This is a genomic window from Sphingopyxis sp., assembly GCF_036261875.1.
In the GTDB taxonomy this organism is placed as follows: Bacteria; Pseudomonadota; Alphaproteobacteria; order Sphingomonadales; family Sphingomonadaceae; genus Sphingopyxis.
In genome coordinates this window covers 55,078-67,558 of record NZ_DATAJZ010000010.1, presented here as the reverse complement: position 1 = coordinate 67,558, position 12,481 = coordinate 55,078, and the positions used below count along the sequence as shown (strand labels likewise).

Here is a 12,481-nt window from a genome sequence, read left to right as displayed (position 1 = left end):
AGCGCTGACGGAGGGGCCCTTGGCGCAACCGTCACGGCCCCTCCACCACCGCTTCGCGGCGGTCCCCCTCCCCACGGCTGCGCCGCAGGGAGGATCAAGAGGCCGCAATCGGTAGAAAACCGCATGGCCTTGGCGCCCTTGGCAGCTACTTCCCCGGCCCGCAGCTTACCGTCCCGCTGCCGAGGTTGCGCACGGTGCAGGCGGGGCGGCCGAGCACGACGGTCTTGCCCACCCCGCGCGTCGTGATCGCCGCGGTCTTCACCGCATTGAGGATATGATCGCCCGCGCCCTCGCTGTCGCTGACCAGATCGTCGACCGAAAGCCTGCCCGCGTCGACCACGCCCGCGCCCGACAGCGTCATCTGTCCCTGCTTGGCCTTGCCGGCCAGCGTCATCGTGCCGTTGCCGATCATCGCGACGCTCAGCCGGTCGGCGTCGATCGCGTCGACGCTCACCTGCCCCGGCCCGCGCAGTCCGATCGTAACGCGCGCACCCTTGAGGCGGTCGATCTTCAGCGACCCCGCCCCCGCGAGCGTCGCGGCGCGCAGGTTCGCGGCGTTGACGCGGATCGTCACCGGGCCGGGCGGGGCGCGGCGATTCTCGTCGCCCGCATATTTCTTTTCGCCGATCACCAGCCGCCCGTCGCGGGTTTCGAGCGTCAGCCGGTCGAGGGCGTCGGCCGAGCCGGTCGCCACCGCACCCACCGGCGCGCGGGTCACCACCTCGACATCGACGTCGGTGCCGACCTCGATGGTCTCGAAGCTGGTGAGGCCATAGCGCTTCTCCGCCGCGGTCGCGGCACCGGACAGAAGCAGGGCGGCGGCCGCGACGGCAGCCAGGCGCAGGGAGCTGGTCATGTCGATGCCTTACCGTGTTCGCGATGATGGCGCCACAGGATGTTCCAGCGAGGAAATAACCTGCCGTGTGTCCCCGCGAAGGCGGGGACCCATCTCCGACCGGTTCAAACTGGCACCGGCCGGAGATGGACCAGTATCGGGTTGACCATGCCCCGCATGGTCAAGGATCGTCCGGGGGACGATCCGACCCGATGCTCCTTCGCGGGGGAACACGGCTTTTTTAAAGAGCGGTCGTCTCAGGGCAATCATCCGCTACCGGCAGGTCGCGGTCCCCGATCCCATCGCATGCGTCGAGCATTTGCCGCCGCCGCCGATCGTCGCATCGCCTGAGCCGAGAATCTTGATGTCCGCGCTCGCGGTCGCCTGCGCGTCGACGTCGCCCGATCCGGTGATCGAAACGCCAAGCGTCTGCGCGACCAGCCCTTCGGCGTCGATGTCGCCCGAGCCGGTGACGCCGAAATCGCCGCTGGTTATCGCGCCGCCCTTGACCTCGATGTTGCCCGATCCCGAAACGTCGAGGTCGGCGCTCTTCGCGGTCAGCTTCGCGACCTTGAGGTCGCCCGAGCCGGTGACGTCGAGCGTCGCCGCGTCGGCGACCAGCGTGTCGGCGTCGATCGACCCCGATCCGGTCAGCTTCAGCGCCTGCAGCTTCGGCATGGTGATGCTGATCTCGACCCCTTTGCTGTCGTGGCGGGTGAAGCTGAAGCCTTCGCGCTTGCGGCCGATCGACAGCGTCGATCCGTCGAGCACGATCTCCAGCTCGTCGAGCTCCGCCTGCGGGCCCTTGGCGCTGATCGAAAAGGCGTCGCCCTGGCGGATGGTGACATCGTCGGGGCCGGTGACCTTGACCCCGGTGAAGCCCTTGAGGTCGAAGCTCTGCGTCGTCGCCGGGCCGGACGCGACCGTCCGCCTGGCATCCTTGCCGTCGCCCGTTCCTTCGTGGCCGCACGCCGACACCGTCATGGCGAGAGCCAGCGGCAGAACCGCTATCGTCCAGTTTCGCATCGTCATTCTCCGCTCATTCTTTCTCGTGTGTTACTGGATTAACACAGGGAGAAGGGCGTGTCCACCTACCAGCGGAGCAGCGGCGCGAGCAGCACCCGCCCCGCGACGGCCCACAGCGGGATGGCGAGCCCATGCCAGAGCGCGATATGGATCATGTCGTTCGACGAGCAGCGGAGCGCAACCGCCGCGGCGCCCGCCGCCCCCGCGGCGATGCCGACGACCCAGCCGGCGCGCGCGGGCGATGTCGGCGCGCCGCCTTTCAGCCAGGCGAACAGCGCGGCCCCGACGCCGACCCCGGCGATCAGTCCGTCGAGCGTGCAGCGCATCCCATGGTCGGGCCGCATTTCGGTCAACGCGCCGTGGCTGTCGCCCAGACCGATGATCAGCGCGGTCAGCGGCAGCGCCAGCGCGGCAAGCCCGGCCCAGCGCCAGCCGCCATAGTCGCGCCCGACGCCCGGCAATCCCATGCGCAGCGCACTCCAGCTCGCGGCGAGCGCCAGCGCGACGATCAGCCAGAAGGCAAGCATCGGCAGCGGCGCCATCGCCTCTCCCGCGGCGAGGTCGTGGCGCATCCCGAACAGCCAGAGCAGCAGCGCGCCGCCCGCGATCCAGCCCGCTGCGACCCACAGCCCGCCGCGCAGCACGCGCCGCGGGCGCACGGGCTTGAGATCGCCCGCCAGCCCCTCGATCAGTTCGTCGATCGACGCGTCGTTCATCTCATTCGCTTTCCACCAGTCCCGCAAGCGTCTTCAGCCCGCGATGGATGTTCACCTTGACCAGCGACTCGCTCTGGCCGCTGATATTCGCTGCCTCGGCGATCGAGGCGCCCTCGATCTTGACCAATGTGATCGCCTGCGCCTGCCCCGGCGGCAACCGCGTCAGCAGATGGTCGAGGCTGAGCCGCGCGTGCACCGCCTCGTCCTCCGCCGCGACCGCCGCGTCATGGTCGCCGAGTTCGGCCTCGTCGCGCTGGCGGCGCAGCGCGTCGATCCAGCGATAGCGCGCGATCGCCGCGAGCCACGGCAGGAAGGGCCGCCCGCTGTCCCAGGTCGCGAGCTTGCGGTGCAGCGACACGAGCGTTTCCTGCACCAGATCGTCGATCTGGTGCGGCGCGATGCGGCGCGCGAAATAGCGGAGCAGCCATGTGCGGCAATCGGTCAGCAGCGCGCGATAGGCCGCGCGATCCCCGCGCTGCGAGGCAGCCATCAGGCGCGCAAGCGACGGTTCGTCGGGGCTCATCGGCACCTTCTATCAGGGAGGACGGCACAGCGCATCGCTTGCCGGTTCGCAGGCGTTACCGCCGCGGTTACGCGCGCGGGAAGAAATTTCGCGCCATCTTGTCGCCACCTTCGCGGTGCAACAGACACGCTTTCCTTCCCGACGAGAGAGACGATGAGCGTAGCCTTCCGCCGCGAGAGCGACGACGAACATATGGAACCGGCCTTCGAATGGCCGATCCCGGTGGGGCCGAACCTCGTCACGCCGCGCGGCGCCCGCCTGCTCGCCGAGGAGGTCGCACGCCTCGAGGCCGCCGTCGCCGCGACAAGCGAAGAGGAAGCGCGCAAGAAGCTGCTGCGCCGTCTGCGCTATGCCGGCACCCGCCACGCGACCGCCGAGGTGCAGGATGCGCCCACCGCCGATGTCGTCGGCATCGGCAGCCGGGTGCGCTACAGGCTGAACGGCGCCGAGCGTGCGGTGACGATCGTCGGCCATGACGAGGCCGACCCCGCAGCGGGGCTGATCGCTTTCACCGCGCCGCTCGGCCGCGCCCTGATGGGCGCCGAAGTTGGCGACACCGTGGAATTTCAAGGCCGCGAGGACGCGATCACCGTCCTTGCCGCCGATGCCGATCCGGAGGCGAACGCATGAAGGACAAGTTCGAACGCCACAAGCAACCGTGGACCGCGGCCGAAATCGACAAGCTCCACACGCTCGCAAAGAAAGGCATGGCGCTCAAAGCCATCGCCAAGGCGCTGACGCGCAGCGAGGAATCGGTAAAAATCCGCGCCAAGGCCGACGGGCTGTCGATCGCGAAGCTGCGCTGATCGTCCAATGACCGCTTCCGATTATGATGCCGTCGTGCTGGGCGCCGGCGCGGCCGGGCTGATGTGCGCGGCGGTCGCGGGGCAGCGCGGCAAGCGCGTCCTGCTGCTCGACCATGCCGAGCAGGTGGGGAAGAAAATCCTCATTTCGGGCGGCGGGCGCTGCAACTTCACCAATATCCACACCGCCCCCGACCGCTACATCTCGGCGAACCCGCACTTCGCCAAGTCGGCGCTCGCGCGCTATACGCCCGCCGACTTCATCGCGCTCATCGACCGCTACGGCATCGCTTGGCACGAGAAAACATTGGGCCAGCTCTTCTGCGACGGCTCGGCGAAGCAGATCGTCGCGATGCTGCTGGAGGAATGTGCGAAGGGCAACGTCGATGTTCGTTGCGGTCAACCGGTGCACGATGTGTCGCATGTCGATGGTGCCTTCCGCGTGACCTTCGGCGAGCAAAATTTCGCAGCTCCCAGCCTCATCCTCGCCACCGGCGGCCCCTCGATTCCCAAGATGGGCGCGACCGGCTTCGCCTATGACCTTGCGCGCCGCTTCGGCCTCAAAGTCGTCGAGCCGCGCCCCGCGCTCGTCCCGCTCACCCTCGGCGGCGAGGATGTGCTGTTCCGCGATCTCTCGGGCGTCGCGACCCCGGTCGAGGCGCGCGCGGGCAAGGCCGCATTCCGCGAGGCCGCGCTCTTCACCCACAAGGGCCTGTCCGGCCCCGCGATCCTCCAGATCAGCAGCTATTGGCGGCACGGCGAGCCGGTGACGATCGACTTCCTTCCCGACGCATCGCCCGGCTGGCTGGCCGAAGCCAAGCGCGCGCGCCCGCGCGTCCCGCTCGCCGCGGCGCTGCCGCTGCCCGACCGGCTGGCGCGCACCCTCGCCGATCGCCTCGCGCTCCCCGGCGAACTCGGCGCGCAGACCGACCGCAAGCTCGCCGACGCCGAGGCGCGGCTCAGGCGCTGGTCTTTTCAGCCCAACGGCACCGAAGGCTTTGCGAAGGCCGAGGTCACCGTCGGCGGAATCGCGACCGCCGGGCTCTCGTCGCAAACAATGATGGCCAAAAGCGTTCCGGGGCTCTATGCGATCGGCGAAGCCGTGGACGTCACCGGGTGGCTGGGCGGCTATAATTTTCAATGGGCCTGGGCCAGCGGACATGCGGCAGGCCAGGCCCTTTAGGAAAAGCTCGTAACCCTTCGTCACCCCGGACTTGATCTGGGGTCCATTCAGCGCTTCGTGGCAAGTGATGAATGGATGCCGGATCTCCTGAGCCTGTCGAAGGGCCGGCATCACGAATTAAAGAATCGGCGGCGCAGCCCGCCACGGAAAAGAAGAAAAATATGTCCTTCGATCATCTTTCACCCGTCCTTGCGGACGCCCTCACCGCGCGCGGCTATGAAGCGCTGACCCCCGTCCAGGCGCAGGTCGTCGAGGGCGAGGCCCGCGGCCGCGACCTGCTCGTCTCCGCGCAGACCGGGTCGGGCAAGACCGTCGCCTTCGGCCTCGCCATGGCCGACGAGCTGCTTGAGGAGGGCCGCCTGCCCTTCGCAGCGGCGCCGCTCGCGCTGATCGTCGCCCCGACGCGCGAACTCGCGCTGCAGGTCAGCCGCGAACTCTCCTGGCTTTACGCCAAGGCCGGCGCGCGCATCGCAACCTGCGTCGGCGGGATGGATGCAAGCCGCGAGCGCCGCAACCTCAACCAGGGCGTGCATATCGTCGTCGGCACCCCCGGCCGCCTGCGCGACCATCTCGAACGCGGCGCGCTCGACCTCGAATCCTTGCGCGTCGCGGTGCTCGACGAGGCCGACGAGATGCTCGACATGGGCTTTCGCGAAGACCTCGAGGAAATCCTCGACGCGACCCCCGACACGCGCCGCACCCTGCTCTTCTCGGCAACGATCCCGAAGCCGATCGCGCAGCTTGCCAAGCGCTATCAGAACAATGCACTGCGCATCTCGACCGTCGGCGAGGATCGCGGCCATGGCGACATCGCCTATCAGGTCGTGACCGTCGCCCCCGCCGACATCGAAGGCGCGGTGATCAACCTCTTACGCCTGCACGAGCCCGACACGGCGATGCTGTTCTGCGCGACCCGCGACAATGTCCGCCGCCTCCACGCGCGGCTGGTCAATCGCGGCTTCGCGGCGGTCGCGCTGTCGGGCGAGCATAGCCAGAACGAGCGCAACCATGCGCTGCAGGCGCTGCGCGACCGCCGCGCGCGCGTCTGCGTCGCGACCGACGTCGCCGCGCGCGGCATCGACCTGCCGAGCCTGAGCCTCGTCATCCATGTCGAAATCCCGCGCGACGCCGAAACGCTCCAGCACCGCTCGGGCCGCACCGGGCGCGCGGGGAAGAAGGGCACTGCGGTGCTGATCGTCCCCTATCCGCGCCGCCGCCGCGTCGATGGGATGCTGCGCGGCGCGCGCATCACTGCGGAATGGATGAACGCGCCGACCGCGGCCGACGTCAACGCACGCGATCAGGAGCGGCTGATCGAAAAGCTGCTCGCGCCGCAGGAGCATGAGCCCGAGGATATCGAGCTGGGCCAGCGCCTGCTCGCCGAACGCAGCGCGGAGGACATCGCCGCCGCGCTCGTCCGCGCGCACCGCGCGACGATGCCGCCGCCCGAGGATCTGATCGACGCCGGTCCGCGTCCGCGCGGCGAGCGACCCGAACGCCCCGAGCGCGGCGAACGTTTCGAACGCGATGATCGGGCTGATCGCGGCGAGCGACGCGACCAGTTCGACGACAGCGTCTGGTTCAAGCTCAACATCGGCCGCCGCCAGAACGCCGACCCGCGCTGGATTCTCCCCCTCCTCTGCCGCCGCGGCCATGTGACGAAGCACGAGATCGGCGCGATCCGCATCGGGCCGTCGGAAACCCTGTTCAACATCCCGCTCGCCATCGCCGACCGCTTCGCCGAGGCGGTGATGCGCACCGCCAATCAGGACGGCGAAGACGACAGCGGCGTCGCGATCACCCCGGCGCCCGGCGGCGCGACCTATCCGCCGCGGCGCGAGAAGGGCCCGCACAAGGGCGGGCCGCGTCACGGTGCCCCTCGCGACAACGGTCCGCGCGGCGACGGACCGCGGGGGCCCCATGGCAAGCCCGGCGGGTTCAAGGCCAAGCCCTTCGGCAAGGGCAAGCCGCGCCCCGGCGGCAAGTAACAAACCTCGTCATTGCGAGCGGAGCGAAGCAATCTCCAGCTATCGGCCTCGCGCAAGGCCGACAACTGGAGATTGCCGCGTCGCCTTCGGCTCCTCGCTATGACGGAGCTTATGGACGCTCATCTCTTGCGCTCGACTGACGCCCGCCCCAAATGGACCGCGAGCAGGAGAGCGGCCATGCAGGCGATCGAAGCCTTTATCGAAACGCAGGGCGGACCCGAAGTCATCGACTGGCGCGAGGTCACGCTCGGCGATCCGGAGCCCGGCCAGGTGCTCGTGCGCCAGACCGCGGTCGGGCTGAACTATCTCGACACCTATCACCGCGACGGCACCTATCCGATCGAGCTTCCCGGCGGACTCGGGGTCGAGGCCGCGGGCGAGGTGGTCGCGGTCGGTGCCGACGTTCACGGCCTCCAGCCCGGCGACCGCGTCGCGACCTTCGGCCCGCAGCGAAACGCCTATGCGAGCGCGCGGATCGTTCCCGCCGCCTCGCTGTTCAAGCTTCCTGCCGCCATCGACGGCGACACCGCCGCCGCGGCCTTGCTCAAAGCCTGCACGGTAGAGATGCTCGTCGAACGCTGCGCGAAAATCGAGGCAGGCTGGCCGGTGCTCGTCCATGCCGCTGCGGGCGGGGTCGGGCTGATCCTCGTCCAGTGGCTGAAGGCGATCGGCGCGACGGTGATCGGCACCGTCAGCACCGAAGCGAAAGAGCAGGCGGCGCGCGAGGCGGGGGCCGACCATGTCATCCGCTACAAAGAGGAGGATGTCGCGGCGCACGTTCGCGAGATCACCGACGGCCAGGGCGTCCCCGTCACCTTCGACGGCATCGGCATGGCGACCTGGGCGACGTCGCTCAAGGCCACCGCGCGGCGCGGGCTGATCGTCAGCTACGGCAATGCCGGCGGGCCGGTGACCGGAGTCAACCTCGGCATCCTCGCGCAGCATGGGTCGCAGTTCGTCACCCGGCCGACGCTGTTCGACTATTATCTCCACGCGGGCGAGCGGGCCGCCGGTGCGGCGCGAGTGTTCGAGATGATCGAAAGCGGCGCGGTGGGGATCACCATCGGGCAGCGCTATGGCCTGCAGGACGCGGCGCGAGCGCACGCCGACCTGGAGGCGGGACGGACGACGGGGTCCAGCTTGCTGATTCCCTGAAAAGCCCCTCCCGCTTGCTTTGAAACGTCATTGCGAGCGAAGCGAAGCAATCTCCAGCCATTAGCCCTGCGCAATGTCGATAACTGGAGATTGCCGCGTCGCTTCGCTCCTCGCAATGACGAGGACAATCAACGCAAAGCCTCTGCGCGCTACGCCTTCAACCGCTCGGCGTGCCACGCGACATGCTCGGCCATGAAGGTCGAGATGAAATAATAGCTGTGGTCATAGCCCGGCTGCATACGGATTTCGGCCTTCTGCCTGGCGCGCTCGCACGCCTCGACCAACAGTTCGGTCTTGAGCTGTTCGGCGAGGAAATTGTCGGCATCGCCCTGATCGACGAGCAGATCGGGCACGCGCAGCCCCTGATCGAGCAGCGCGCACGCATCATAGGCCTGCCAATCCTCGCGATCATCGCCGAGATAGCCGCCCAGCGCCTTCTGGCCCCACGGACACTGCGATGGCGCGACGATCGGCGAGAAGGCCGAGACCGAGCGGAAGCGGTCCTGATTGCGAAGGCCGATGGTCAACGCGCCGTGCCCGCCCATCGAATGGCCGGTGATCGCCTGCCGCGCCAGGTCGGCGTCCGCGAAGTTGCGGAGGATCAGCGACGGCAGTTCATCCTCGATATAGGAGCGCATCCGGTAATGCTTCGCCCACGGCTCCACGGTCGCATCGACATAAAAGCCGGCGCCATGCCCGAAATCATAGGCGGCATCGGCATCGTCGGGCACCGCCTCGCCGCGCGGGCTGGTGTCGGGCGCGATGAAGATCACGCCATGCTCGGCGCAGGCGGCGCGATACTCACCCTTCTCCATCACATTGGCGTGGGTGCAGGTCAGCCCCGACAGATACCAGAGCACGGGCAGTTTCGCATCCGGCGCATGGTCGGGGATAAAAACCGCGAAGGTCATATCGGTGCCAGTCGTCGTGCTGGCATGTCTGTAGACGCCTTGCGTGCCGCCGTGGCTGCGGGTGATCGAGACGGTTTCGATGGTCATGCGGGGTCCTGAACCGGAATGGGCGCGACGAGGGGGTGATGCCCCCAATGACGCAAGAGGTCGAGTATCGTTGCACCGCCAAGCCCGAGGGTCGCGGTGTTGCGAAGCGGATGGACGTTCACCCGGTCGGCGGCCGCCAACCCCGCGTCGAGTACGACGGTAATGCTGCCCGGCGGCGCATTGATCGCGGCGAGCGGGGTGACCGATCCGGGTGCGATGCCGAGCAGCCGGTCCATATCCTCCGCCTTGCCGAAGCTTACGCGCTTGCTGCCAATCGCGGCGGGCAGCGCCTTCAGGTCGACGCGCGCTTCGCCCGGCACGGTGACGAGCCAGAACGCCCCGGCGCTGTCCTTCAGGAACAGATTCTTGCTATGCGCGCCCGGTATCGCGGCGTTCACCTCGTCGCTCTCGGCGACGGTGAACACCGCGACATGCTCGTGCGCGGCGAAGGGAATGGCGAGGGCGTCAAGGTCCGCCATCAAGCCCGCTTCGCCGCGCATCGCCATCCTTACATCCGGTGCAGAGCGCAGAGCTTGTTGCCCGCGGGATCGCGCAGATAGGCCAGATACATCTTCATGCCATTGCCCTCGCGCACGCCCGGCGGGTCTTCGATCGCGGTGCCGCCGGCTTCGACGCCCGCGGCGTGCCACGCGTCGGCCTGTTCGGGGTTCGCCATCGCGATGCCGATGGTGCAGCCGTTGCCCGCGGTCGCCGGCTGACCGTCGATCGGCGCGGTGACCAGGAACAGTCCGCCATTGTGCATATAGATGAGCCGGCCCTTCTCGTCCTGAATCCCCGGCTTGCCGCCAATCGCCTGGAAGGTCGCGTCATAGAATTTCTTCGACGCCTCCATGTCGTTCGACCCGACCATATTGTGACTATACATGTTTCCGCTCCTCCTGATTCTGGTTGCGAATCGATACCTACCCTGCGGCGCCGGTCAGGACCAGCCGCCATTCCGCTCGGCATTCCCCGAAAGTGACGAACCGAAAGCGGCGCGTCCGGTCCTAGCGGAACACCACCGTCTTGCGCCCGTCGATCAGCACCCGCTGCTCGGCGACCCAGCGCACCGCGCGCGCGAGCACCTGCGCCTCGATATCGCGGCCGGTGCGAATCAGGTCGTCGACCGACTGGCGATGGTCGACACGCTCGACCGCCTGTTCGATGATCGGTCCCTCGTCGAGGTCGCCAGTGACAAAATGCGCGGTCGCGCCGATCAGCTTCACCCCGCGCTCGTGCGCGCGGTGATAGGGTTTGGCGCCCTTGAAACCCGGCAGGAAGCTGTGGTGGATGTTGATGCAGCGCCCCGCAAGCTTGGCGCTGAGATCGGCCGAAAGCACCTGCATGTAGCGCGCGAGCACCAGATATTCGGCCCCGCCCCGCGCCATCAGGTCGAGGATCGCGGCTTCCTGCTCGGCGCGGTTGGCGTCGCTCACCGGCAGATAGTGGAACGGCACCCCATGCCATTCCGACAGGCGCCGCTGCGCCTCGTGGTTCGAAACGACGCCGACGATATCGATCGCGAGATTGCCCGTCGACCAGCGGTGGAGCAGGTCGTTGAGGCAATGGCTGCCCTGCGACACCGCGATGACGAAGCGCGGCTTCGCGGCGCGATCGCTGATCCGCGCGTCCATCGCGAAGCGGGCGATGATCGGTGCAAAGGCCTCCTGCACCGCCGCCAGCCCTTCGGGAAAGCGCGGCCCCGCGCCGCGGAACTCGACGCGCATGAAGAAGCGCCCCGACCCCAGATCGGCATATTGCTGGCTGTCGAGGATGAAGCCGTCGCGCTCCGCGAGCAGCCCGGTCACGGCAGCGACGATGCCCACCGCGTCGACAGAGCTGAAGGTCAGGACATAGGGTCCGGTCAAATCGTCACTCCCCAATTCTCGTCATTGCGAGCGTAGCGAAGCAATCTCCAGATATCGGCCATGCGCAAGGTCGATAGCTGGAGATTGCCGCGTCGCCTTCGGCTCCTCGCAATGACGAAGCTTGGCGAGAAACGAAACCGATTTTAGTATACCACCACGCTGCGAATGCTTTCCCCCGCGTGCATGAGGTCGAAGCCCTTGTTGATCTCTTCGAGCCCCATGACGTGGGTGATCATCGGGTCGATCTCGATCTTGCCCTGCATATACATGTCGACGATCTTCGGCACGTCGGTGCGCCCCTTGGCGCCGCCGAACGCGGTGCCACGCCAGTTGCGTCCGGTGACGAGCTGGAACGGCCGCGTCGCGATTTCCTTGCCCGCTTCGGCGACGCCGATGATGATCGAGGTGCCCCAGCCGCGGTGGCACGCTTCCAATGCGGTGCGCATCACCTCGGTATTGCCGGTCGCGTCGAAGGTATAGTCGGCGCCGCCGTCGGTCATCTGGACGATCGCCGCGACGACATCCTCGCGGCTCATGCCCTTCGAATTGAGGAACTCGGTCATGCCGAACTTGCGGCCCCATTCCTCGCGGTCGGGGTTGATGTCGACGCCGATGATCCGGTTCGCGCCGGCAAGCCGCGCGCCCTGGATCACGTTGAGCCCGATACCGCCGAGCCCGAAAACGACGACATTGTCGCCGACCTGCACCTTCGCGGTGTTGATCACCGCGCCGACGCCCGTGGTCACGCCGCAGCCGATGTAACAGCTCGACTGGAAGGGCGCGTCCTCGCGGATCTTCGCCACCGCGATCTCGGGCAGCACGGTGAAGTTCGAGAAGGTCGAGCAGCCCATATAATGGAAGATCGGCTGCCCCTTGTACGAAAAGCGCGTCGTGCCGTCGGGCATCAGCCCCTTGCCCTGGGTGGCACGGATCGCGGTGCAGAGGTTGGTCTTGCCTGAAAGGCAGCTTTTGCACTGGCGGCATTCGGGGGTGTAGAGCGGGATCACATGGTCGCCGGGGGCGACGCTCGTCACGCCCGCGCCGACCTCGCGCACCACACCCGCGCCCTCATGCCCCAGCACGCTCGGGAAGATGCCCTCGCTGTCGAAACCGTCGAGCGTGTACGCATCGGTGTGGCAGATGCCGGTCGCCATGATCTCGACCAGCACCTCGCCCGCCTTCGGGCCTTCGAGGTCGAGTTCGACGATTTCGAGCGGCTTCTTCGCTTCGAACGCAACGGCGGCGCGGGTCTTCATGGGGCGGTCTCCTTCTCGGGCGCTCCAATCAGGCAAATGGGGCGGCAATGCAAGATAGGACAGACTGCATAGCTATGACAGCGCTATCACGGCTCGCAATGACGAGAGTGAGACACATCTCAATTCGTCA

The 12,481-nt window shown here is 67.6% G+C and carries 14 protein-coding genes; 5 read left to right on the top strand and 9 right to left on the bottom strand.

Going from position 1 to position 12,481, the window contains the following annotated elements; genetic code table 11:
• Nucleotides 1–145: 145 nt before the first annotated feature.
• The 4 genes from VHO04_RS05495 to VHO04_RS05480 all read right to left on the bottom strand — a co-directional run bounded on the left by VHO04_RS05495 (nt 146) and on the right by VHO04_RS05480 (nt 3,100).
• Nucleotides 146–856 (bottom strand): head GIN domain-containing protein, encoded by a 711-nt coding sequence (locus VHO04_RS05495; protein WP_329627363.1) that lies wholly within the window; start codon nt 854–856, stop codon nt 146–148.
• 252 nt (nt 857–1,108) lie between these two features.
• Nucleotides 1,109–1,867: a head GIN domain-containing protein gene (locus tag VHO04_RS05490; RefSeq protein ID WP_329627362.1), complete on the bottom strand. Its 759-nt coding sequence runs from the start codon at nt 1,865–1,867 to the stop codon at nt 1,109–1,111.
• A gap of 59 nt (nt 1,868–1,926) precedes the next feature.
• A complete protein-coding gene (locus tag VHO04_RS05485; protein ID WP_329627361.1) occupies nt 1,927–2,577 on the bottom strand; it encodes a DUF1109 domain-containing protein in 651 nt (216 codons plus the stop codon).
• 1 nt (nt 2,578) lies between these two features.
• Nucleotides 2,579–3,100: a sigma-70 family RNA polymerase sigma factor gene (locus tag VHO04_RS05480; RefSeq protein WP_329627360.1), complete on the bottom strand. Its 522-nt coding sequence runs from the start codon at nt 3,098–3,100 to the stop codon at nt 2,579–2,581.
• A gap of 153 nt (nt 3,101–3,253) precedes the next feature.
• Here VHO04_RS05480 and VHO04_RS05475 point away from each other — a divergent pair, with 153 nt between their 5' ends.
• The 5 genes from VHO04_RS05475 to VHO04_RS05455 all read left to right on the top strand — a co-directional run bounded on the left by VHO04_RS05475 (nt 3,254) and on the right by VHO04_RS05455 (nt 8,229).
• Nucleotides 3,254–3,730 (top strand): GreA/GreB family elongation factor, encoded by a 477-nt coding sequence (locus VHO04_RS05475; RefSeq protein ID WP_329627359.1) that lies wholly within the window; start codon nt 3,254–3,256, stop codon nt 3,728–3,730.
• Nucleotides 3,727–3,906, top strand: a complete 180-nt coding sequence (locus VHO04_RS05470; protein WP_003052619.1) for a hypothetical protein — start codon at nt 3,727–3,729, stop codon at nt 3,904–3,906. The genes VHO04_RS05475 and VHO04_RS05470 overlap by 4 nt, the downstream gene beginning before the upstream one ends.
• Nucleotides 3,907–3,913: 7 nt before the next feature.
• Nucleotides 3,914–5,086 (top strand): NAD(P)/FAD-dependent oxidoreductase, encoded by a 1,173-nt coding sequence (locus VHO04_RS05465; protein ID WP_329627358.1) that lies wholly within the window; start codon nt 3,914–3,916, stop codon nt 5,084–5,086.
• Nucleotides 5,087–5,247: 161 nt separating this feature from the next.
• Nucleotides 5,248–7,074 carry a DEAD/DEAH box helicase gene (locus VHO04_RS05460; protein ID WP_329627357.1) on the top strand — a complete coding sequence of 609 codons (1,827 nt, stop codon included), beginning with the start codon at nt 5,248–5,250 and terminating at the stop codon, nt 7,072–7,074.
• 177 nt (nt 7,075–7,251) lie between these two features.
• Complete coding sequence (locus VHO04_RS05455; protein ID WP_329627356.1) at nt 7,252–8,229, top strand: quinone oxidoreductase; 978 nt, start codon at nt 7,252–7,254, stop codon at nt 8,227–8,229.
• Between the two features lie 149 nt (nt 8,230–8,378).
• Here VHO04_RS05455 and fghA read toward each other — a convergent pair whose 3' ends face one another.
• The 5 genes from fghA to VHO04_RS05430 form a co-directional block, all read right to left on the bottom strand.
• The gene (fghA, locus tag VHO04_RS05450) at nt 8,379–9,227 is read right to left on the bottom strand and encodes an S-formylglutathione hydrolase (RefSeq protein ID WP_329627355.1); all 849 of its coding nucleotides are present in this window, start codon (nt 9,225–9,227) and stop codon (nt 8,379–8,381) included.
• Nucleotides 9,224–9,706, bottom strand: coding sequence for a prolyl-tRNA synthetase associated domain-containing protein (locus VHO04_RS05445; protein WP_329627354.1), 483 nt, complete (start codon nt 9,704–9,706; stop codon nt 9,224–9,226). The genes fghA and VHO04_RS05445 overlap by 4 nt, the downstream gene beginning before the upstream one ends.
• Before the next feature lie 29 nt (nt 9,707–9,735).
• Nucleotides 9,736–10,113 carry a VOC family protein gene (locus VHO04_RS05440; RefSeq protein ID WP_257548009.1) on the bottom strand — a complete coding sequence of 126 codons (378 nt, stop codon included), beginning with the start codon at nt 10,111–10,113 and terminating at the stop codon, nt 9,736–9,738.
• A 121-nt stretch (nt 10,114–10,234) separates the two neighbouring features.
• On the bottom strand, nt 10,235–11,095 hold the full coding sequence (purU, locus tag VHO04_RS05435) for a formyltetrahydrofolate deformylase (RefSeq protein ID WP_329627353.1): 861 nt from the start codon (nt 11,093–11,095) through the stop codon (nt 10,235–10,237).
• A gap of 143 nt (nt 11,096–11,238) precedes the next feature.
• Nucleotides 11,239–12,351 carry an S-(hydroxymethyl)glutathione dehydrogenase/class III alcohol dehydrogenase gene (locus tag VHO04_RS05430; protein WP_329627352.1) on the bottom strand — a complete coding sequence of 371 codons (1,113 nt, stop codon included), beginning with the start codon at nt 12,349–12,351 and terminating at the stop codon, nt 11,239–11,241.
• Nucleotides 12,352–12,481 lie beyond the last annotated feature (130 nt).

What these genes read in the sequence shown, in the direction of transcription:
- VHO04_RS05475 (WP_329627359.1), top strand. Translation starts at nt 3,254, where the DNA reads ATGAGCGTAGCCTTCCGCCGCGAGAGCGACGACGAACATATGGAACCG.
- VHO04_RS05440 (WP_257548009.1), bottom strand. Translation starts at nt 10,113, where the DNA reads ATGTATAGTCACAATATGGTCGGGTCGAACGACATGGAGGCGTCGAAG.
- VHO04_RS05430 (WP_329627352.1), bottom strand. Translation starts at nt 12,351, where the DNA reads ATGAAGACCCGCGCCGCCGTTGCGTTCGAAGCGAAGAAGCCGCTCGAA.
- VHO04_RS05495 (WP_329627363.1), bottom strand. Translation starts at nt 856, where the DNA reads ATGACCAGCTCCCTGCGCCTGGCTGCCGTCGCGGCCGCCGCCCTGCTT.
- VHO04_RS05490 (WP_329627362.1), bottom strand. Translation starts at nt 1,867, where the DNA reads ATGACGATGCGAAACTGGACGATAGCGGTTCTGCCGCTGGCTCTCGCC.
- fghA (WP_329627355.1), bottom strand. Translation starts at nt 9,227, where the DNA reads ATGACCATCGAAACCGTCTCGATCACCCGCAGCCACGGCGGCACGCAA.
- VHO04_RS05470 (WP_003052619.1), top strand. Translation starts at nt 3,727, where the DNA reads ATGAAGGACAAGTTCGAACGCCACAAGCAACCGTGGACCGCGGCCGAA.
- VHO04_RS05460 (WP_329627357.1), top strand. Translation starts at nt 5,248, where the DNA reads ATGTCCTTCGATCATCTTTCACCCGTCCTTGCGGACGCCCTCACCGCG.
- VHO04_RS05480 (WP_329627360.1), bottom strand. Translation starts at nt 3,100, where the DNA reads ATGAGCCCCGACGAACCGTCGCTTGCGCGCCTGATGGCTGCCTCGCAG.
- VHO04_RS05485 (WP_329627361.1), bottom strand. Translation starts at nt 2,577, where the DNA reads ATGAACGACGCGTCGATCGACGAACTGATCGAGGGGCTGGCGGGCGAT.
- VHO04_RS05455 (WP_329627356.1), top strand. Translation starts at nt 7,252, where the DNA reads ATGCAGGCGATCGAAGCCTTTATCGAAACGCAGGGCGGACCCGAAGTC.
- VHO04_RS05445 (WP_329627354.1), bottom strand. Translation starts at nt 9,706, where the DNA reads ATGGCGGACCTTGACGCCCTCGCCATTCCCTTCGCCGCGCACGAGCAT.
- VHO04_RS05465 (WP_329627358.1), top strand. Translation starts at nt 3,914, where the DNA reads ATGACCGCTTCCGATTATGATGCCGTCGTGCTGGGCGCCGGCGCGGCC.